This is a genomic window from Pseudomonas sp. UBA3149, from assembly GCF_002364655.1.
Lineage (GTDB): Bacteria > Pseudomonadota > Gammaproteobacteria > Pseudomonadales > Pseudomonadaceae > Chryseomonas > Chryseomonas luteola.
This window is the reverse complement of record NZ_DEYV01000025.1, coordinates 18620-38142: the sequence shown is the minus strand read 5'-3', so window position 1 is coordinate 38142 and position 19523 is coordinate 18620. Positions and strand designations below refer to the sequence as shown.

The following is a 19523-nucleotide window of genomic DNA, read 5'->3' as shown; positions in this document are numbered from 1 at the left end:
CGCATTGCTTAGAAAGAAGATGATTCTACTTGCCAAGCGGAGCTATTTATAGAGGCGCGACACAAGAAGTTGCCTAGGCGACACCCGGTACGCTATTAACTGCTTGGCTTACCACCTTGCGAAGCTGTAGCTGGAACGGCCGCCGGCGCGTCGGCTGGCGCTGCCGTAGAAGACTCTGGCTTGGAGTCAGAGGCTACAGGCTCACGGGTAAACACCATCGACACCCTTCTGTTCTTGGCTCGATTTGCCTTGCTGTTATTGGCGACCAAAGGATACTGCTCTCCAAAAAAGCGAATTTCCATTTGCTCCTCAGGAACGCCGCTGGCTTTCAGGTACTGCATGACAGCCATTGCACGCAGCCGCGATTCCTGGCGGTTATCGAGTCGATTACCGGAATTATCGGTAAAGCCAGAAATCACTACATGATTTACAGTGGGATCGGCTTTGAGATACTGAAGAATGATGTCCAGCTTGTTACGTGCCACTTCATCCAGATCACTTCCCCCCTTGGGAAAGCCAACCAGGGAGTGACGAATTTGATCAAAGTTGACTGGCAGAAGCTTGGCAGCACACAGCTGGAAATCCTGATACGCCGACTCAAACCTCGCGGGTAAAATACGAACCTCAAGCGGGTCGCCATTACGGCTACGCGATTTGATCAATGGACTGCGACCTTCCATCAATCCGGTCAGCAGGCGCCGCCCCTGACTCTCGCTCGTATTGAGCGGAGTATTGCCACTTTGAATTCTGATTGAACCCAGCGACTCATCACCTCGTCCCGGCTGCCATGGCGTAGCGGCAGCCAGCAGCGTCGCAGAGCCTTGGGAAAGCCAGTTTTCAGATGTTTTGAGCCTGAAGGTAGGTTGCTCTCCGGCACGACGAACAAACTCACCCGTACCAAAGCGGGGAACATCCTGAGAAAGCCGGCATTCAAACTGATCGCCCTCCACTTTCCATCCCGCTTTTTCAATGCGGTCCTGGAATGTGATGCCCATTGCCGGCAGGCTGGCCAGGAGCGGTAGAAGGGTCAAGTAACGAAGGCGCACGGGGAGGCTCCGAATCCAATAGAAGAATCTTACCCTTGTGATATCGGTTCATTACCCAGAAAACTTGAATACAATCAGCACTTGGATAGTACGCCAACGCTACGCAGGCGGCATTGCTTTAGAACAACTCTGCCTGTTTCACCCAATGGATCAGCTATTCTGAAATACTTCTAGGCTGGGCGGCGTGCCCGAGTCCGCCTTTTCCGGTAGCATTCTCTCCACATTTGTTCGCCTGGAAATCAGCATGTCCGACCGGATAACGCTTCGCCGTCCCGATGACTGGCATATACACCTCCGTGATGGTGCGGCCTTGAGCCAAACCGTAGCCGATGTTGCTCGCACCTTTGCCCGTGCCATCATCATGCCCAACCTGGTACCACCTGTACGCAATGCGGAACAAGCCGCGGCTTATCGCGAGCGTATTCTGGCTGCCCGCCCCGCCGCCAACCGCTTCGAACCGCTGATGGTACTGTACCTGACTGAGCGCACCACACCAGACGAAATCCGTGCTGCCAAGGCGAGCGGCTTCGTACATGCCGTCAAGCTCTACCCTGCTGGCGCCACAACAAATTCCGACTCAGGGGTCACCTCGCTGGACAATATCTTTCCGGTATTGGAAACGATGGCCGAGGTAGGACTGCCGCTGCTGGTACATGGCGAAGTTACACGCTCAGAAGTCGACATTTTCGACCGTGAAAAGCGCTTTATCGACGAGCAGCTTAGCGTCATAGTTAGACGCTTCCCCGCGCTTCGGGTCGTGCTTGAACACATCACGACAGGCGATGCAGCAAAATTTGTACGTGATGCGTCGGCAAACGTAGCCGCCACCATCACCGCTCATCATCTGCTCTATAATCGTAATCACATGCTGGTTGGCGGCATCCGCCCGCACTTTTTTTGTCTACCTATCCTCAAACGCAACACGCATCAGGAAGCGCTACTGGATGCCGCTGTCAGCGGAAGTCCAAAGTTCTTTCTGGGTACGGACTCAGCACCACACCCCAAACACGCCAAGGAGTCTGCATGCGGCTGCGCTGGCTGCTATACCGCCTATGCAGCACTTGAACTGTATGCCGAAGCCTTCGAAGGCCGCGACGCGCTGGATAAATTAGAGGGCTTCGCCAGCCTGTTTGGCGCCGACTTTTATGGCCTTCCGCATAATACCGATACCGTAACGCTGGTGCGTGAAGAGTGGAAAGCACCTAGCTCCCTGCCTTTTGGCGATTTTGAAGTTGTGCCGCTGCGTGCCGGAGAAACGTTGCGTTGGCGTCTGGAGACCTCTGCATGAGTGATGATGAAGAACTGTTCGCGGAAGAAATGGAAAACACCGCGCCAATGTCCGACTCGCGTATTCCAATGGCCCGACGCTTTCGTGGCTATTTACCTGTAATCGTGGACGTGGAAACCGGTGGCTTCAATGCGTCCACCGATGCGCTATTGGAAATAGCCGCTACTATCATTGGGATGGATGAGAAAGGTTTTCTCTTCCCTGAGCACACCCATTTCTTTCGGGTCGAGCCGTTCGAAGGGGCCAATGTAGAACCTGCCGCGCTCGAGTTTACTGGCATCAAGCTTGATCACCCGCTGAGAATGGCCGTCAAGGAAGAACATGCCCTTACGGAAATCTTCCGTGGGGTGCGGAAATCTTTGAAAGCCAACGGTTGCAAGCGAGCCATTTTGGTAGGTCATAACAGTAGCTTTGATCTTGCGTTTCTCAACGCTGCGGTCTTGCGCTGTGGTATCAAACGAAACCCCTTTCACCCCTTCTCAAGCTTTGACACGGCTACATTAGCCGGACTGGCTTATGGGCAAACGGTACTAGCCAAAGCCTGCCAAAGCGCTGGAATCGAGTTTGATAATCGGGAAGCGCACTCTGCCCGTTATGACACGGAAAAAACGGCCGATCTGTTCTGCGGTATCGTCAATCGCTGGCGTGAGCTGGGCGGCTGGATGGACCCTGAATAAACCTTTTGCCGAGCGGCCATCGTGCCGCTCGGCAGGTTAATAACATTCCCTCCTATAACGCTTTGACAATCATTCTCACTACGATTAGTCTGCCGATATCTCTTTTCAGCCATAGACGAATCGCCATGTACGTATGTTTGTGCCGAGGTGTCACCGATAAGCAAATCCGTGAAGCTATCTACGAAGGATGCTGCAGCTATCGGGAAGTAAGGGAATGCACAGGAGTAGGTACTCAATGCGGTAAATGTGCCTGCCTGGCTAAAACGGTTGTCAGAGAAACCCTTGGCGAGCTTCAGGCGGCTCAAAGTCTGGCCTACCCGGTCGGATTATCCCAAGCCTGATAAACAGATTTTTAAGAGCCGGGCAGTTGGCCCGGTTTTTTTATGTCTAAAAATCAGTAGGTTATGAATCAGTTGCGAAAGCGTGTTATTCACAGATGTTTTTCATAATCAATTCAATAACTTACGTTTGACAAGCCCTCGCTTCGCGCCCAGACTTGTATTACATAATCCTTGGGCGGAGCCGTCATGAAAGGCGACATTAAAGTCATTCAGCATCTCAACAAGATACTTGGAAACGAGCTTGTTGCCATCAATCAGTACTTCCTCCATTCGCGCATGTATAACGACTGGGGCCTGAAAAAACTTGGCCACCATGAATACCATGAGTCAATCGACGAGATGAAGCATGCGGATCGTCTGATTGAGCGAATCCTGTTTCTTGAAGGCCTTCCAAACCTTCAGGATCTTGGCAAGTTGATGATTGGTGAAAATACCAAGGAAATGCTTGAGTGTGACCTTCGCCTGGAAATCGCAGCGGTTGCCGACCTACGAGATGCAATTGTGTACTGCGAAAGTGTTCGAGACTATGTAAGTCGCGACATGCTCAAGGACATCCTGGAGTCCGAAGAGGAGCATATCGATTGGCTCGAAACTCAGTTGGGGCTGATCGACAAGGTAGGGATTGAGAACTACCTGCAATCCAATATGCATGACGACGATTAAATCTTACAGGTCATAAAAAGCCCGCCTATTGGCGGGCTTTTCTTAGACCAGGCACTGCTGCGGGTCTTCGCATACTAGCGCGACATGACCTCGTCAAACAGATTATGCATAGCCAGGAAGGCGCGTTTGGCAACAACCGGATTGTATTGCTGCTTGCCTGGATTATTGGCTTCCGGATCAGTAAAGGAATGGACAGCATTACCGTAACTGATAACTTGCCAATCGACATTGGCTGCGGTCATTTCTGCCTCGAAAGCAGAAATCTGTTCGCTAGGCACTAACGGATCAGCAGCCCCGTGCAGCACTAGAACGGGTGCTTTGATATTACGGGCATCTTCAGGATTTGGCGTATCCAGATTGGCATGGAAAGTGACAACAGCAGCCAATTCTGCACCTTCACGCGCCAACTCAAGCGCAGCACAGCCACCAAAGCAAAAGCCAATGGCAGCAATGTGTTTCGTGTCTATTGCAACAGTGCCCGCTTGAGCAACAAGCGCCTGATAAGCAGACTGCAGGCGCTTGCGTAGTAAAGCCCTATCATTACGAATCGGCATCATGGCTGCCAGCGCCTCATCTGCATTAGCAGGACGCACTTTCTGACCATAAAAATCCACGATGAAATAAACCAGCCCATCTTCGCTGGCAAGGCGCTTGGCTAAATCAATAGCATCTTGCGATACGCCCATCCAGTTAGGCGAAAGCAGAACTGCTGGCCGCGTCTGGGGCTGATCAGCATCGTAGACCAGCTGCCCTTCGAACGGCTGTCCATCGATCTCATACTGGATTGCCTTAACCGTCATTTCGGCCATGGGTTACCTCTTCGTCGTTGGGTGTTAAAAGAAAGCCCGCCAGAAGCGGGCTTTATCAGCGCATCAGGCAGAAAGTTCTACCAGAAGCTTATTGAGACGGCGCACGTACGCAGCCGGATCCTTGAGACTATCACCTGCAGCGAGAGCTGCCTGATCGAACAAGACATGAGCTAAATCTACGAAGCGGTCTTCATCCTGCTCCATGTCCAGCTTTTCAATCAAAGGATGCTGTGGATTGATTTCAAAAATCGGCTTGGATTCAGGGGCCTTCTGGCCGCTCGCCTCAAGGATGCGACGCATCTGCAGACCCAGGTCCTGTTCGCCGATTGCCAGAATAGCCGGTGAGTCTGTCAGGCGATGAGAAACCCGCACTTCGCTGACCTCGTTATCCAGTGCCTTCTTGATGCGACCAACAAGATCTTCTTTGGCCTTGGCTATTTCTTCCTGAGCCTTCTTGTCTTCTTCGGAATCAAGCTTGCCCAAGTCCAGATCGCCACGAGCAACATCAACGAACGACTTACCATCGAACTCCGTCAGGTAGCTCATCAGCCACTCATCGATGCGATCCGTTAGCAGAAGGACTTCGATACCCTTCTTACGGAAAACTTCCAGGTGTGGACTGCTCTTCACCTGATTGTAGCTTTCGCCTGTCAGGTAGTAGATCTTGTCTTGCCCTTCCTTCATGCGACCAATGTAGTCAGCGAGCGCAACGTCCTGTTCACCCGCATCTCCATGAGTCGATGCAAAACGCAGCAAGCCGGCAATCTTTTCACGATTGGCAAAGTCCTCCGCCGGCCCTTCTTTCAGAACCTGTCCAAAAGCATTCCAGAACTGCTTGTATTGCTCCGGCTCGTTTTTGGCCAGCTTTTCCAACATATCCAGGACCCGCTTGGTCAACGCCGACTTCATGGAGTCGATGACCGGATCCTTCTGAAGAATCTCACGAGAGACGTTAAGCGAGAGATCGTTGGAATCCACCACACCCTTGATGAAGCGCAGGTAAAGGGGCAGGAACTCGTCAGCCTGATCCATAATGAATACACGCTGCACATAAAGCTTCAATCCACGCGGCGCTTCACGCTGGTACAGATCAAAGGGCGCGCGTGCAGGTACATAAAGCAGCGAGGTGTATTCAAGTTTGCCCTCTACCTTATTGTGACTCCAGGTCAGAGGGTTCTCGAAATCATGGGAGACGTGCTTGTAAAACTCCTGGTATTCCTCATCCTTGACTTCAGTACGCGGCCGTGTCCACAACGCGCTGGCCCGATTGACCGTTTCCCACTCCTGCTCTGAGGGTGCGTCCTCTCCGTGATGCTCTTTTGGCAACTCGATCGGCAGTGCAATGTGATCAGAATACTTCTTGATGATATTACGCAGACGCCAGCCGTCAGCGAACTCTTCTTCGCCTGTTTTCAGATGCAGAACGATGCGAGTACCACGCTCAGGTTTTTCGATGGTTTCAACATCGAACTCGCCTTCGCCTTTCGAACTCCAGTGAACCCCTTCCGCAGCAGGCTGTCCAGCACGGCGTGTAAAGACATCCACTTTGTCCGCTATGATAAAGGCACTATAAAAACCGACCCCAAACTGGCCGATCAAGTGGGAGTCCTTGCGCTGGTCGCCCGACAGGTTCTTAAGGAAATCAGCGGTGCCTGATTTGGCAATAGTTCCCAGATGTGTAACGACATCCTCACGGCTCATGCCGATGCCGTTGTCCTCTATCGTGACAGTGCGTGCATCCTTGTCGTAGCTGATACGGATCTTGAGCGCGTCGCCGCCCTCAAGCAGCTCCGGCTTGGCCAGGGCCTCAAAGCGGAGCTTGTCCGCCGCATCGGATGCGTTGGAAACCAACTCCCGAAGAAAAATTTCCTTGTTGGAATACAGAGAATGAATCATGAGATGAAGCAGCTGCTTCACTTCAGTCTGAAAACCTAATGTTTCTTTCTGAGTCTCCACACTCATGGTTACGAACTCCACAGATGACGGTTGAGCCGCGATAGCGGTGATGGACGCAAAATGGGGGCAAGTCCTTATTTTTCAACCCAAAACGGATTGCAGGTCTCATATCCGGGCCATTTAATCAAATGTCAGGAACTACCTGGCCATGATTGCTGCCAATAGGTCTGGCAGCCGTACCTGTTAGGCTCGCATACCGCCATAGACGCAAAGAAGGTCTACGCGGAACTTCGCTGTATACGTATGCTCGAAGTGCTGCCGTGAATTAAACAAGGAGAAGACCATGCAAAAACCTTTCGCTTACGCCCTGCTGCTTGCTGCAGCCCTTGGCTTAGCTGCCTGTGACAAGCCTTCCGAAGAAAAGGCACAAGACGCACAGCAATCCGAGCAGAAAGCTCAAGAACACATGAATGAAGCAGCCAAGGAAAGCAATCAGGCTGCTCAAGAGCGTACTGAGGCCGCCCAAGAGCAAGCTAAAGAAGCTCAGGATACCGGCACCAATACTTCTCCTCAGGGAAATCCGGATCAGCCTCTGCAAGGCGGTGATCCGAACACCAAGCAGCAGTAAGCTTGTAATAAAAAAGCCCGCAATAGCGGGCTTTTTTATTACCGGGAAAAAGCTCTTATGAAGCTCGCACGGCCTGTGGCTGGCCTTGCTGTCTATCCCAGAGCGTAGCCAATACACCCACTACAACCGATGGAATGAGCCACGCCAGCCCTTGATCTACCAGCGGAAGCTTGGCTTCCAGCCATGTAATCCAGCTGACATCAAAACCTGCCGCCTTTATGCCATCTACAATGCCGAACAGAAACGCAACCAGCATGACAGGGGCTACAACGCGCGAGGATGAATGCCACAGTCTGGAGCAGAAGCTAAGCACAACCAAGACAATGCACGGTGGATAAATAGCCGTCAGCACGGGTACGGATATTTGAATCAGATGAGTCAAACCCAGATTCGAAACGAGTAGAGAAAAAAGTGCCAGTGCAACAACCAGAACTTTGTAAGGCAGATGCAGGGCTTCACTAAAGTATTCTGCACAGGCGCAGGTCAATCCAACCGCAGTGACCAGACAGGCAAGCGAAATCAGACAGGCAAGGAAAATACTGCCAGGTTCACCAAACGTATGCTGTACATAGGCATGAAGCACCTCTGCCCCATTAGTGGCCGCTGGCACCAATGAATGGCTAGTAGAGCCCAGCTGGAACAGGCTGATGTAAACCAGAGCCAACCCAACACCTGCAATCAGTCCTGCAATAACAGCGTAGCGCGTAATCAGTGTTGCTGATTCTATGCCACGCGCCTTGATCGCATTTACAATGACGATGCCAAACACCAGAGCGCCCAACGTATCCATGGTCAGATAACCATTAATGAAACCTTGGGAAAACGCCTGTGCCTGATAAGCTTTGACGGACTCGCCCGTCCCGCCGGCAGGCCATAGGAATGCCGCCGCCCCCAGAATGGCAAGCGCCAGGATTTTCAACGGCGCCAGGAAACGGCCCACCGTATCCAACAACCGACCTGGATAAAGCGATACCAGCAATACAACACAGAAATAGACAAGGCTGTAGAGAAACAGCGGTAGCGCCCCACCACCTGTAAGGGGCGCAAGCCCAACCTCGAATGAGACAGTTGCAGTACGTGGGGTGGCAAACAGCGGACCGACTGATAAATAGCAGACCGCTGCCAACAGGCCACCGGCTACCCGTCCGATTGGTGAGCTCAGCGCATTCATGGCGCCGCCTACACGAGCTAAGGCAACCACTGTTAGTACAGGCAAGCCTACCGCTGTAATAAGGAAGCCAATAGCCGCAGCCCAAACGTGTGGACCGGCTTGCAAGCCTACAATCGGAGGGAAAATGATGTTACCCGCGCCTACAAAGAGAGCGAAGGTCATAAAGCCAAGCGCCAGGATATCCTGGCCTTTCAGAGATTTCATTTAAGGGAATACCGGATTCAGACAGATTGATCGCGAAGGGTTCCCGTTGCTTATTAGGAACGACGCCCGCTTGGCTAAAGCGGACCACTAATGGCTACCCTACTCTTTTGGAGACGGTGGCTGTGAAGGGTGCACATCCTAACGAAATCTGCAGACAAAGGCAGCAAAAACGTCTTACACCCCGATTAAACGGGCCGAAATCAGGCCCTCTGTAGCAGTATTGTCGATCGATCAGCGATTTACAGAACTAAAAATTTATCAGCCCTATAAAAACAAAGGCCACCTTAAAGGTGGCCTTTGCATCAAGGTAAGGCTTACGCCTTCTTGACTTCCCAACCAGTCAGCTCGGCCAGGGCCTTGCCGATATCAGCCAGGGAACGTACGGTCTTGACGCCTGCGTCTTGCAGCGCAGCGAACTTCTCGTCAGCAGTACCTTTGCCGCCAGAGATGATTGCGCCCGCATGACCCATACGCTTGCCAGGAGGTGCAGTAACACCGGCAATGTAGGACACAACAGGCTTGGTCACATTGGCCTTGATGAAGGCTGCAGCCTCTTCTTCGGCAGAACCACCGATCTCACCGATCATGACGATCGCTTCGGTCTGGGGATCTTCCTGGAACAGCTTCAGAATATCGATGAAGTTGGAACCCGGAATCGGGTCACCGCCAATACCCACACATGTGGATTGGCCGAAACCTGCGTCAGTGGTTTGCTTGACCGCTTCGTACGTCAGCGTACCGGAACGGGAAACAATGCCGACCTTACCTGGCAAATGAATGTGACCAGGCATGATGCCGATCTTGCATTCGCCGGGTGTGATTACGCCTGGGCAGTTTGGACCAATCAGGCGTACGCCCAATTCATCGCACTTGACCTTGGCATCCAGCATATCCAGCGTAGGAATGCCTTCGGTGATGCAAACGATCAGCTTGATACCACCAAACGCGGCTTCAAGAATGGAGTCCTTACAGAAAGGAGCCGGAACATAGATGACCGAAGCCTCGGCGCCGGTCGCTTCTACTGCTTCCTTAACCGTATTGAATACGGGCAGACCCAGGTGAGTAGTACCACCCTTGCCTGGCGTTACACCGCCAACCATCTTGGTGCCGTAGGCGATAGCTTGCTCGGAGTGGAAAGTACCTTGGCTACCGGTAAAGCCCTGGCAGATAACTTTGGTGTCTTTATTAATCAGGACGCTCATTACTTACCCTCCGCGGCCTTGACGACCTGCTGGGCAGCGTCGGTCAGGCTAGTTGCCGCGATGATGTTCAGACCGCTTTCGGCCAGGACCTTGGCACCCAACTCAGCGTTGTTGCCTTCCAGGCGCACAACGACGGGAACCTTCACGCCGACTTCTTTCACTGCGCCGATGATGCCTTCAGCAATCATGTCGCAACGAACAATACCGCCGAAGATATTAACCAGTACGGCTTTAACATTGCTGTCGGACAGAATGATCTTGAACGCTTCGGTTACGCGCTCTTTGGTCGCGCCACCGCCTACGTCCAGGAAGTTGGCCGGCTTGCCGCCATGCAGGTTAACGATGTCCATGGTACCCATGGCCAGACCTGCACCATTAACCATGCAGCCAATGTTACCTTCAAGTGCAACGTAGTTCAGTTCCCACTTCTGCGCATGGGCTTCACGAGCATCATCCTGGGATGGATCATGCATTGCACGCAGCTTGGGCTGACGATACATGGCGTTGCTGTCGATATTGATCTTGGCATCCAGGCAGTGAAGGTCGCCATCTTTCTTGATGACCAGCGGGTTCACTTCCAGCAGCGCCAGGTCATAATCCTGGAACAACTTAGCCAGACCAACAAAAATTTGGGTGAACTGCTTGATCTGGTTACCAGTCAGGCCTAGCTGAAAGGCCAGCTCACGGCCTTGATAAGGCTGAGCACCTACCAGAGGATCAACGGTTGCCTTCAGAATTTTCTCAGGCGTGTCGTGCGCAACTTTTTCGATGTCCACGCCACCTTCGGTGGAGGCCATGAAAACGATACGGCGGCTGGAGCGGTCAACGACCGCACCGAGGTACAGTTCCTTGTCGATGTCCGTGCAGGACTCAACCAGGATCTTGCTAACCGGCTGACCATTAGCATCAGTCTGGTAGGTCACCAGATTTTTGCCTAGCCAGTTTTGAGCAAACGCCTTGGCGTCTTCACTGCTCTTGACCAGCTTCACACCGCCGGCTTTACCACGGCCACCCGCATGAACTTGTGCTTTAACGACCCACTCGCTGCCGCCGATTTTGTCGCAGGCTTCCGCCGCTTCTTCCGGGGTGTCTACAGCGAAGCCCTTGGATACAGGCAGGCCGTACTCAGCGAACAGCTGCTTACCCTGATACTCGTGGAGATTCATGCTTATCTACCGTCTTCGTTAGGTATTGCGCATTTTCGGCGCTGCGCTCACTGGCGCCGCGCCACCTGTAACTGCCCTCTGGCAGTCCGGTGAGCGTTCCTGCGGCCCTCCCCTGGAGTAGCGGCGGGCTGCTCACCGTTGGTCTACCGTCTTAACGCTTCTTGCGGTTGGCAATATGAATGGCATGGCCATTCACTGCCAGGGCCGCTTCATGCAGCGCTTCAGACAGTGTTGGGTGCGAGAACACCATCATGCCCAGGTCTTCGGCACTGGTGCCGAATTCCATGGCGATGGCGCCTTGCTGAACCAGATCCGCTGCACTTGGGCCAATAATATGAACACCTAGAACGCGATCGGTCTTGGCGTCGGCAATTACCTTGACCAGGCCAGCCGTATCGTTGGCCGCCATGGCTCGGCCACTTGCAGCAAACGGGAAGGTGCCGACATTCACTTCAACGCCTTCAGCCTTCAAAGCCTGCTCGGTTTTGCCGACCCATGCCATTTCCGGATGGGTATAGATAACCGAAGGAATCAGATCATAGTTCATCTGAGCCTTGTGACCTGCGATACGCTCGGCCACCATGACACCTTCTTCGGAAGCTTTGTGAGCCAGCATCAGGCCGCGTACACAGTCACCGATTGCGTAAACGCCGGGTACGCTGGTAGCGCAATAGTCATCAACATAGATGTATCCGCGCTCATCGCTCTCCACGCCGCAATCAGAAGCCAGCAGATCGGTCGTCACGGGACGACGGCCTACGGCTACGATCAGCTTGTCGAACGTCTGCTTCTGCTCACCGGTAGAGTCGGTAAAGGTCACGGTCACTTCGTTTCCGTTGACTTCCGAACCGGTTACACGTGTACCCAGACGAACGTTCAGACCTTGCTTGGTTAGAATCTTCAGGCCTTCCTTCGCAATCTGCTCATCGGCAGCCGGCAGGAATTTGTCCAGCGCTTCCAGAACAGTTACTTCGGCCCCCAGACGAGCCCATACCGAGCCCAGTTCCAGACCAATAACGCCTGCACCAATAACGCCCAGACGCTTCGGAACTTCAGTGAAGTCAAGAGCACCCGTGGAGTCAACAACAATGCCTTCAACAAGCGGAGCCGGCGGAATTTCGATCGGACGCGAGCCCGAAGCCAGGATGACATTTGTCGCTTCGACAACTTGAGTCTGACCGTCCAGACCTGTCACTTCAACCTGCTTGTTGGCTAGCAGCTTGCCATGTCCTTCCAACAGCGTTACACCGTTGGCCTTGAATAGCGTGCCGATACCACCTGTCAGGTTCTTAACGATCTGATCCTTACGACCGATCATGGCAGGTACATCGATAGTCACGTTGGGTGCATCGATGCCGTGAACCTTGAAGCCTTCATGCGCTTCATGAAACTTGTAAGAGCTATCCAGCAGCGCCTTGGAAGGAATGCAACCTACGTTCAAGCAGGTACCACCCAGGGAGACCTTGCCTTCCTTACCCTTGTATCGCTCGATACAGGCAGTTTTCAGGCCGAGCTGCGCAGCACGGATGGCAGCCACATAGCCGCCAGGGCCGGCACCGATCACGACTACGTCGAATTTTTCGCTCATAAGTTTCATCCTATTTCGATAAACCGGACGGCTTCTTACGAAGCCGTCTCTATATATGGACCAGATTAGATATCCAGCAGCAGACGGGCCGGGTCTTCCAGCAGATCCTTCATGGTGACCAGGAAGGTTACGGCTTCCTTACCGTCGATCAGACGGTGGTCATAGGACAGTGCAAGGTACATCATCGGCAGAATGACAACCTGACCATTCACTGCCATAGGCCGCTCTTGGATCTTGTGCATGCCAAGAATGGCAGTCTGCGGCGGGTTAACGATTGGAGTGGATAGCAACGAGCCAAAAACACCACCGTTGGAGATGGTAAAGGTACCGCCCTGCATGTCTTCCATGGTCAACTTGCCGGCTTTCGCCTTCTTGCCGAAATCAGCAATGGTACCCTCGACTTCAGCCAGGCTCATGAGCTCGGCATTGCGCAGCACCGGAACAACCAGGCCACGATCACTGGAAACCGCGACACCAATATCCTGATAACCGTGGTAAACGATGTCGCTACCATCGATAGAGGCATTGACGCCTGGCTGACGCTTGAGAGCCTCGGTCGCCGCCTTAACAAAGAAAGACATGAAGCCAAGGCGTACGCCATTGTGCTTCTTCTCAAACATGTCCTTATACTTGGCGCGTAGCTCCATGATCGGCTTCATGTTGACTTCATTGAATGTAGTCAGCATGGCCATGCTTGACTGAGCTTCGACCAGACGCTCGGCGACCTTGGCACGCAGACGTGTCATCGGTACACGCTTCTCGACGCGATCGCCTGCAGCAAAGGTCTGCGCCGGCGCAGCCGCTGCAGCCGGCTTGGCTGCCGGAGCGGAAGGCGCAGCTTTCTTGGCTTCGATAGCGGCTACAACGTCTTCCTTGGTTACGCGACCGCCTTTTCCGGTGCCCTTGATGCTGGCTGGATCCAGACCATTTTCTTCTGCCAGCTTACGAGCGGCTGGCGCCAGAATCGGATCCTCTTCATCCTGAGCTGCAGTAGCAGGCGCAGCAGACGGCGCTACGGCCGGAGCACTAGCGGCTGGCGCAGCAGCTGCAGCACCCTCCTCCACGCGTGCAATGACTTCTTCGCTCAGCACGGTGTCGCCTTCGTTTTTCAAGACTTCGGCCAACACACCGTCAGCGGGAGCCACAACTTCCAGGACAACCTTGTCGGTTTCGATATCGACCAGCAGTTCGTCCCGCTTTACGGCTTCACCAGGCTTCTTGTGCCAAGTAGCGACGGTGCCATCTGCAACCGACTCTGGAAATGTTGGGGCTTTGATCTCGATAGCCATTCTATTGGATTCCTTAATTCGTTTTATGCGCGCGCGTTAACCATTAAAAGCATCGTTCAGCAGTTTTTCCTGCTGCTCGGCATGCATCGAAGCGTAACCAACTGCCGGCGCAGCGGAGGCATCACGTCCTGCATACTTAAGGCCAATCTCAGGCTTGAGCGCTGAAATGACGCGACGCATATGATGCTGACTGCAATACCAGGCACCCTGGTTCATAGGCTCTTCCTGACACCAAACAATATCCGTCAGATTGCTGTAGGCAGACATGACTTCTGTCAGGTCATCCTCAGGGAACGGATAAAGCTGTTCGATGCGTACGATCGCTGTATCTTCACGACCTTCGGTACGGCGCTTCTCAAGCAGGTCGTAATAGACCTTGCCGCTACACATGACCAGACGGGTTACCTTTTGCGGATCGATCGCATCGATTTCCGGTATAACAGTCTGGAACGAGCCTTCAGCCAAATCTTCCAGTGTGGAAATGGCAAGCTTGTGACGCAGAAGCGACTTGGGTGTTAGAACCACAAGTGGCTTACGCAGCGGACGAATAACCTGGCGACGCAACAGATGGTAGATCTGAGCGGGCGTGGTCGGTACGCATACCTGGATGTTCTGCTCGGCACACAGTTGCAGGTAGCGCTCCAGACGAGCAGAGGAATGCTCGGGGCCCTGTCCTTCATAACCATGAGGCAGCAGCATAGTCAGGCCACACAAGCGGCCCCACTTGATTTCGCCACTGGTAATAAACTGATCGATGACAACCTGCGCGCCGTTGGCGAAATCACCAAACTGCGCTTCCCAGATCACCAGAGCATTTGGTGTCGTCGTGGCATAGCCGTACTCAAACGCCAGTACAGCTTCCTCGGACAGCAAGGAATCGTAGATCTCGAAACTTGGCTGATCTTCGCTCAGATGTTGCAGCGGAACATAAGGCACACCATCCTTCTGGTTATGAAGCACAGCATGGCGATGCGAGAACGTACCACGGCCAACATCCTGACCAGTAATACGAACCGGATGGCCCTCATGCAGCAACGTGGCATAGGCCATGGTTTCCGCGTAGCCCCAGTTGATCGGGAGTCCACCAGCACTCATCTTCTGGCGATCTTCGAGGATTTTGCCAACCTGACGCTGTACAACCAGGCCTTCCGGCAGCTGCAGCAACTTGTTGGATAGTTCCTGCAAAGTCTTCAGGTCAAATCGAGTGTCGTGACGTGCGGTCCAGGCATGTCCCAGGTAGGGGCGCCAGTCAACGAACAGGCCTTTGTTCGGCTCCTTGACCAGGCTCGCCACCACATGGCGACCTTCATCCAAGGCACTACGATAGTTTTCGAACTGAGCCTGTACCTGCTCGGCGCTCATCACACCGGCCTGTACCAACGCATCCGCATAAAGGTCACGTGTGGTGCGCTGCTTGGTGATTTGCTGATACATCAGCGGCTGAGTACCACTGGGTTCGTCAGCTTCGTTATGGCCACGACGACGATAGCAAACGAGGTCAATGACTACGTCACGCTTGAAATGCATGCGGTAGTCGACCGCCAGCTGTGTCACGAAGAGAACCGCTTCCGGATCATCACCATTCACGTGGAAGATAGGCGCCTGCACCATTTTGGCAACATCAGTTGCATACTCGGTGGAACGGGCATCTTCCTGGCGGTTTGTGGTAAAGCCGACCTGGTTGTTGATGATGATATGCAGCGTGCCACCGGTCTTGTAAGCCCGAGTCTGGGACATCTGCAGGGTTTCCATCACTACACCCTGCCCTGCAAAGGCCGCATCACCATGAATGGAAATCGGAACGACCTTATCGCCGGATTTGTCGCTACGACGATCCTGACGTGCGCGTACCGATCCTTCCACCACTGGAGAAACGATTTCCAGGTGTGACGGGTTAAAGGCGAGCGCTAGGTGAACTTCTCCACCTTCAGTCATTACGTTGGAGGAGAAACCCTGGTGGTACTTCACATCACCGGAGCCCAGCTCAACGATTTTCTTGCCTTCGAACTCATCGAAAAGATCGCGAGGATTCTTGCCTAGCGTGTTAACCAGTACGTTCAAGCGGCCACGGTGGGCCATACCGATTACGATCTCTTGGGCGCCATAGGAGCCGGAGCGCTGGATGATTTCGTCGATCAGCGGAATGAGGCTTTCTCCACCCTCCAGGCCAAAGCGCTTGGTGCCTGGATACTTGGTACCCAGATACTTTTCCAAACCTTCTGCGGCCGTTAGGCGTTCGAGCAGGTGTGTCTTGGCTTCGGCGGAATACTGAGGACGTCCACGGACGCTTTCCAGACGCTGCAGGAACCAGCGGCGCTCCTCGGAATCGACAATATGCATGAACTCCGCACCGACAGTGCGGCAATATGTCTCTTGCAGAGCATCCCGTATTTCCCGCAGAGTTGCCTCTTCTTTACCGAAGTACAACTCGCCGGTGCGGAAGGTCGTATCGAGATCTGCGTCAGTCAACCCATAGTGATTGAGTGACAGGTCGGCAGGCGCTTGACGCTGCCACAACCCCAGCGGATCCAGACTCGCAGCCTGATGGCCGCGCATACGATAAGCCTGAATAAGGCGCAGAACTTCGACCTGCTTCTTCTCATGCTCACTGCTAACTGTACCTGCTGAGACAGGCTGGGCACGGCGTTGATTTTTTGCCAGGAGAACGAAGTGATCACGAATCGCTGAGTGCGATACGTCAGGGGAGAAATTTCCATCTGCAGGAAGCTTCTGGAAATAAGAGCGCCATTCCTCAGGAACGGCATTGGGATCGTGCAGATAGAGCTCATAGAGCTCTTCGACATAGGAGGCATTCCCACCTGATAGGTGAGCGCTTTCCCACATCCGCTGCATAACGCTTTCGTGCATTTAAGTCACCCCTCGGTCAGGGACAACACCATCGAGTCATACTGCGCGCCAGAAAGCTATACAGCATTCATTGATGTCCGGGCACCAGCCCGGTTGCCCCTAATATGTATTCAATCAACCGGCAGAGCCTACGCCTTGCAGGTCGCTTTAGAGCACCGACAAAGGATTCTATTCCTTTGTCGGTGCAAATCGCTAATTAAGTACCGCTCTGAAGCAGCATGCTACGCACATGACCAATTGCTTTCGTTGGGTTCAACCCCTTCGGACATACCGTCACGCAGTTCATGATCGAACGGCAACGGAAGACACTGAAGGGATCGTCCATGGCAGCAAGGCGCTCCTGAGTATGCGTATCACGGCTGTCAGCCAGGAAACGATAGGCTTGCAGCAGCGCAGCAGGGCCCAGGAACTTGTCAGGGTTCCACCAGAACGACGGGCAAGACGTAGAGCAGCAGGCGCACAGGATGCACTCGTACAAGCCATCAAGCTTCTCGCGCTCTTCAGGTGTTTGCAGCCGCTCGATAGCTGGCGCAGGCGTCTCGTTTTGCAGATAGGGCTGCACCTTCTCGTACTGCTTATAGAAGATGCTCATATCGACCACGAGGTCACGGATGACAGGCAGACCTGGCAAAGGGCGAACAACCAGCTTGTTACCTTTTACAACGCTTGAAAGCGGTGTAATACATGCCAAGCCATTCTGGCCATTGATGTTCATACCATCGGAGCCGCAAACACCCTCGCGGCAAGAGCGACGGTAAGAGAACGTAACATCCTGTTCTTTGATCAAGGCCAGGATGTCAAGAACCATCAGATCCTTACCACCGGTCTCGATCTGAAATTCCTGCATGAAAGGAAGTTCATCCTTTTCAGGGTTGTAGCGGTAAACACTGACTTGCAACATAACGGCAAACCTCAGTATGTACGAACTTTAGGTTCGAACGTAGGAACTGTCTTCGGAGAGAAATTGACAGCGCGCTTGGTAACACGCTTGTCTTCTGGGAAGTACAAGGTATGGCAGAGCCAGTTCTCGTCGTCCCGCTCTTCAAAATCTTCGCGAGCATGCGCTCCACGACTTTCCTTGCGGGTTTCCGCTGCAATAGCAGTGGCTTCAGCAACTTCCAAAAGGTTCTGTAGCTCGAGTGCCTCGATACGGGCCGTGTTGAATGCCTGGCTCTTGTCTGCAATCTTCACGTTGGCGATTCGCTCGCGCAGCTCGGAAAGCTGTGCGATACCCTTCTGCATGTACTCGCCCGTACGGAATACACCGAAGTAGTTCTGCATGCAGCTCTGAAGCTCTTTGCGCAGAGGCGCTACGTCTTCTCCAGTGCTGCGTTCGTTGACACCAGAAATGCGAGCCAGGGAGTGCTCGATATCACTGGCGCTGGCGTCGCGATGCTCAACACCTTCCTTCAATGCTTTTTCCAAATGCAGACCCGCTGCGCGACCAAAGACAACAAGGTCAAGCAGAGAGTTGCCACCCAGACGGTTTGCACCATGAACCGACACACAGGCTACCTCGCCCACGGCGAAAAGCCCTTCAATGATCTTATCATTGCCATCGGTATCCTGAGTGATCGCTTGTCCATGAATATTGGTAGCGATACCACCCATCATGTAATGGCAGGTCGGAATAACAGGAATAGGTGCCTTGACCGGATCAACATGCGCGAATGTTTTGGACAACTCGCAAATGCCTGGCAAACGGCCGTGAAGCACTTCTTCACCTAGGTGATCCAGCTTCAACAGTACATGATCGGCGTCTGGGCCACAGCCATTGCCTGCAATGATCTCTTTGATCATGGACCGAGCAACAACGTCTCGTCCAGCCAGGTCTTTGGCATTAGGCGCATAACGCTCCATGAAGCGCTCGCCATGCTTGTTGATGAGGTAACCACCCTCACCACGGCAACCTTCGGTTACCAGCACGCCCGCACCAGCAATACCGGTTGGGTGGAACTGCCACATTTCAATGTCTTGAACAGGCACACCTGCACGCAATGCCATACCGATACCATCGCCGGTATTGATCAGCGCGTTGGTAGTAGAAGCGTAAATACGTCCAGCACCGCCGGTGGCCAGAACAGTGGCTTTCGAACGAATGTAAACGGTCTCACCCGTTTCGATGCAAACTGCAATGATCCCAACGATGGATCCATCCTGGTTTTTTACCAGATCGACTGCATACCACTCATTCAAGAAGACGGTATTGTTCTTCAGGTTGTTTTGATAAAGGGTATGCAACAGCGCATGACCGGTACGGTCAGCCGCAGCACACGTACGCGCCGCCTGGCCGCCCTTACCATAATCCTTGGACTGCCCACCGAATGGGCGCTGATAGATACGGCCTGTTTCAGTACGGGAGAACGGGAGGCCCATGTGTTCCAGTTCGAAAACCGCTTCGGGACCCACAGAGCACATGTACTCGATGGCATCCTGGTCGCCAATGTAGTCCGACCCCTTTACAGTGTCGTACATATGCCAGCGCCAATCGTCATTCGGGTCAGCCGATGCGATGGCACAGGTAATACCGCCCTGAGCGGATACGGTATGGGAACGAGTAGGGAAAACCTTAGTAACAACAGCTGTCTTGTGACCTGACTGGGCCAACTGCAGCGCTGCACGCATGCCTGCGCCGCCGCCACCTACGATGATGGCGTCAAAAGAAAGAGTACGAATACTGGACATGA

General features: G+C 53.4%; 16 protein-coding genes. 5 read left to right on the top strand and 11 right to left on the bottom strand.

Annotated elements, in window-relative coordinates; genetic code table 11:
* Positions 1 to 95: 95 nt before the first annotated feature.
* Positions 96 to 1046 carry a flagellar protein MotY gene (locus tag B3729_RS14195; protein ID WP_073450678.1) on the bottom strand — a complete coding sequence of 317 codons (951 nt, stop codon included), beginning with the start codon at positions 1044 to 1046 and terminating at the stop codon, positions 96 to 98.
* Positions 1047 to 1290: 244 nt separating this feature from the next.
* Between B3729_RS14195 and pyrC the strand changes: the two genes are divergently transcribed.
* The 4 genes from pyrC (at position 1291) to bfr (ending at position 4015) form a co-directional block, all read left to right on the top strand.
* On the top strand, positions 1291 to 2334 hold the full coding sequence (pyrC, locus tag B3729_RS14190; protein WP_286788235.1) for a dihydroorotase: 1044 nt from the start codon (positions 1291 to 1293) through the stop codon (positions 2332 to 2334).
* A 29-nt stretch (positions 2335 to 2363) separates the two neighbouring features.
* A complete protein-coding gene (gene rnt / locus B3729_RS14185; protein WP_409438648.1) occupies positions 2364 to 3011 on the top strand; it encodes a ribonuclease T in 648 nt (215 codons plus the stop codon).
* A gap of 125 nt (positions 3012 to 3136) precedes the next feature.
* Positions 3137 to 3352, top strand: a complete 216-nt coding sequence (locus tag B3729_RS14180; protein WP_073450677.1) for a bacterioferritin-associated ferredoxin — start codon at positions 3137 to 3139, stop codon at positions 3350 to 3352.
* Positions 3353 to 3538: 186 nt separating this feature from the next.
* Positions 3539 to 4015, top strand: coding sequence for a bacterioferritin (bfr, locus tag B3729_RS14175; RefSeq protein ID WP_019365389.1), 477 nt, complete (start codon positions 3539 to 3541; stop codon positions 4013 to 4015).
* A 74-nt stretch (positions 4016 to 4089) separates the two neighbouring features.
* Here bfr and B3729_RS14170 read toward each other — a convergent pair whose 3' ends face one another.
* Together B3729_RS14170 and htpG are read right to left on the bottom strand one after the other, a co-directional pair.
* Entirely contained in the window at positions 4090 to 4824 is a 735-nt protein-coding gene (locus tag B3729_RS14170) for a dienelactone hydrolase family protein (protein WP_286788204.1), read from the bottom strand.
* Between the two features lie 63 nt (positions 4825 to 4887).
* Complete coding sequence (gene htpG / locus B3729_RS14165; protein ID WP_286788203.1) at positions 4888 to 6786, bottom strand: molecular chaperone HtpG; 1899 nt, start codon at positions 6784 to 6786, stop codon at positions 4888 to 4890.
* A 277-nt stretch (positions 6787 to 7063) separates the two neighbouring features.
* On the opposite strand from htpG, the gene B3729_RS14160 reads away from it, so the two are divergent.
* The gene (locus B3729_RS14160) at positions 7064 to 7348 is read left to right on the top strand and encodes a hypothetical protein (protein ID WP_010797811.1); all 285 of its coding nucleotides are present in this window, start codon (positions 7064 to 7066) and stop codon (positions 7346 to 7348) included.
* A 55-nt stretch (positions 7349 to 7403) separates the two neighbouring features.
* Here B3729_RS14160 and brnQ read toward each other — a convergent pair whose 3' ends face one another.
* From brnQ to sdhA, 8 genes are all read right to left on the bottom strand, one after another.
* On the bottom strand, positions 7404 to 8723 hold the full coding sequence (brnQ, locus tag B3729_RS14155; protein WP_074827371.1) for a branched-chain amino acid transport system II carrier protein: 1320 nt from the start codon (positions 8721 to 8723) through the stop codon (positions 7404 to 7406).
* Positions 8724 to 9037: 314 nt separating this feature from the next.
* Positions 9038 to 9925: a succinate--CoA ligase subunit alpha gene (gene sucD / locus B3729_RS14150; RefSeq protein WP_003087428.1), complete on the bottom strand. Its 888-nt coding sequence runs from the start codon at positions 9923 to 9925 to the stop codon at positions 9038 to 9040.
* Positions 9925 to 11091, bottom strand: a complete 1167-nt coding sequence (gene sucC, locus B3729_RS14145) for an ADP-forming succinate--CoA ligase subunit beta (RefSeq protein ID WP_286788202.1) — start codon at positions 11089 to 11091, stop codon at positions 9925 to 9927. The genes sucD and sucC overlap by 1 nt, the downstream gene beginning before the upstream one ends.
* Before the next feature lie 151 nt (positions 11092 to 11242).
* Positions 11243 to 12679: a dihydrolipoyl dehydrogenase gene (lpdA, locus tag B3729_RS14140; protein WP_010797807.1), complete on the bottom strand. Its 1437-nt coding sequence runs from the start codon at positions 12677 to 12679 to the stop codon at positions 11243 to 11245.
* A 65-nt stretch (positions 12680 to 12744) separates the two neighbouring features.
* Positions 12745 to 13968: a 2-oxoglutarate dehydrogenase complex dihydrolipoyllysine-residue succinyltransferase gene (odhB, locus tag B3729_RS14135; protein ID WP_010797806.1), complete on the bottom strand. Its 1224-nt coding sequence runs from the start codon at positions 13966 to 13968 to the stop codon at positions 12745 to 12747.
* Between the two features lie 36 nt (positions 13969 to 14004).
* The gene (locus B3729_RS14130; RefSeq protein ID WP_026003888.1) at positions 14005 to 16836 is read right to left on the bottom strand and encodes a 2-oxoglutarate dehydrogenase E1 component; all 2832 of its coding nucleotides are present in this window, start codon (positions 16834 to 16836) and stop codon (positions 14005 to 14007) included.
* Positions 16837 to 17032: 196 nt separating this feature from the next.
* Positions 17033 to 17737: a succinate dehydrogenase iron-sulfur subunit gene (locus B3729_RS14125; protein ID WP_010797804.1), complete on the bottom strand. Its 705-nt coding sequence runs from the start codon at positions 17735 to 17737 to the stop codon at positions 17033 to 17035.
* Positions 17738 to 17748: 11 nt separating this feature from the next.
* The gene (gene sdhA / locus B3729_RS14120) at positions 17749 to 19521 is read right to left on the bottom strand and encodes a succinate dehydrogenase flavoprotein subunit (protein ID WP_074827374.1); all 1773 of its coding nucleotides are present in this window, start codon (positions 19519 to 19521) and stop codon (positions 17749 to 17751) included.
* Positions 19522 to 19523 lie beyond the last annotated feature (2 nt).

Bases quoted from the DNA above. Each gene is read 5' to 3' on its own strand.
- pyrC (WP_286788235.1), top strand. From the start codon at position 1,291: ATGTCCGACCGGATAACGCTTCGCCGTCCCGATGACTGGCATATACAC.
- rnt (WP_409438648.1), top strand. From the start codon at position 2,364: ATGGAAAACACCGCGCCAATGTCCGACTCGCGTATTCCAATGGCCCGA.
- B3729_RS14180 (WP_073450677.1), top strand. From the start codon at position 3,137: ATGTACGTATGTTTGTGCCGAGGTGTCACCGATAAGCAAATCCGTGAA.
- bfr (WP_019365389.1), top strand. From the start codon at position 3,539: ATGAAAGGCGACATTAAAGTCATTCAGCATCTCAACAAGATACTTGGA.
- B3729_RS14170 (WP_286788204.1), bottom strand. From the start codon at position 4,824: ATGGCCGAAATGACGGTTAAGGCAATCCAGTATGAGATCGATGGACAG.
- htpG (WP_286788203.1), bottom strand. From the start codon at position 6,786: ATGAGTGTGGAGACTCAGAAAGAAACATTAGGTTTTCAGACTGAAGTG.
- B3729_RS14160 (WP_010797811.1), top strand. From the start codon at position 7,064: ATGCAAAAACCTTTCGCTTACGCCCTGCTGCTTGCTGCAGCCCTTGGC.
- brnQ (WP_074827371.1), bottom strand. From the start codon at position 8,723: ATGAAATCTCTGAAAGGCCAGGATATCCTGGCGCTTGGCTTTATGACC.
- sucD (WP_003087428.1), bottom strand. From the start codon at position 9,925: ATGAGCGTCCTGATTAATAAAGACACCAAAGTTATCTGCCAGGGCTTT.
- sucC (WP_286788202.1), bottom strand. From the start codon at position 11,091: ATGAATCTCCACGAGTATCAGGGTAAGCAGCTGTTCGCTGAGTACGGC.
- lpdA (WP_010797807.1), bottom strand. From the start codon at position 12,679: ATGAGCGAAAAATTCGACGTAGTCGTGATCGGTGCCGGCCCTGGCGGC.
- odhB (WP_010797806.1), bottom strand. From the start codon at position 13,968: ATGGCTATCGAGATCAAAGCCCCAACATTTCCAGAGTCGGTTGCAGAT.
- B3729_RS14130 (WP_026003888.1), bottom strand. From the start codon at position 16,836: ATGCACGAAAGCGTTATGCAGCGGATGTGGGAAAGCGCTCACCTATCA.
- B3729_RS14125 (WP_010797804.1), bottom strand. From the start codon at position 17,737: ATGTTGCAAGTCAGTGTTTACCGCTACAACCCTGAAAAGGATGAACTT.
- sdhA (WP_074827374.1), bottom strand. From the start codon at position 19,521: ATGTCCAGTATTCGTACTCTTTCTTTTGACGCCATCATCGTAGGTGGC.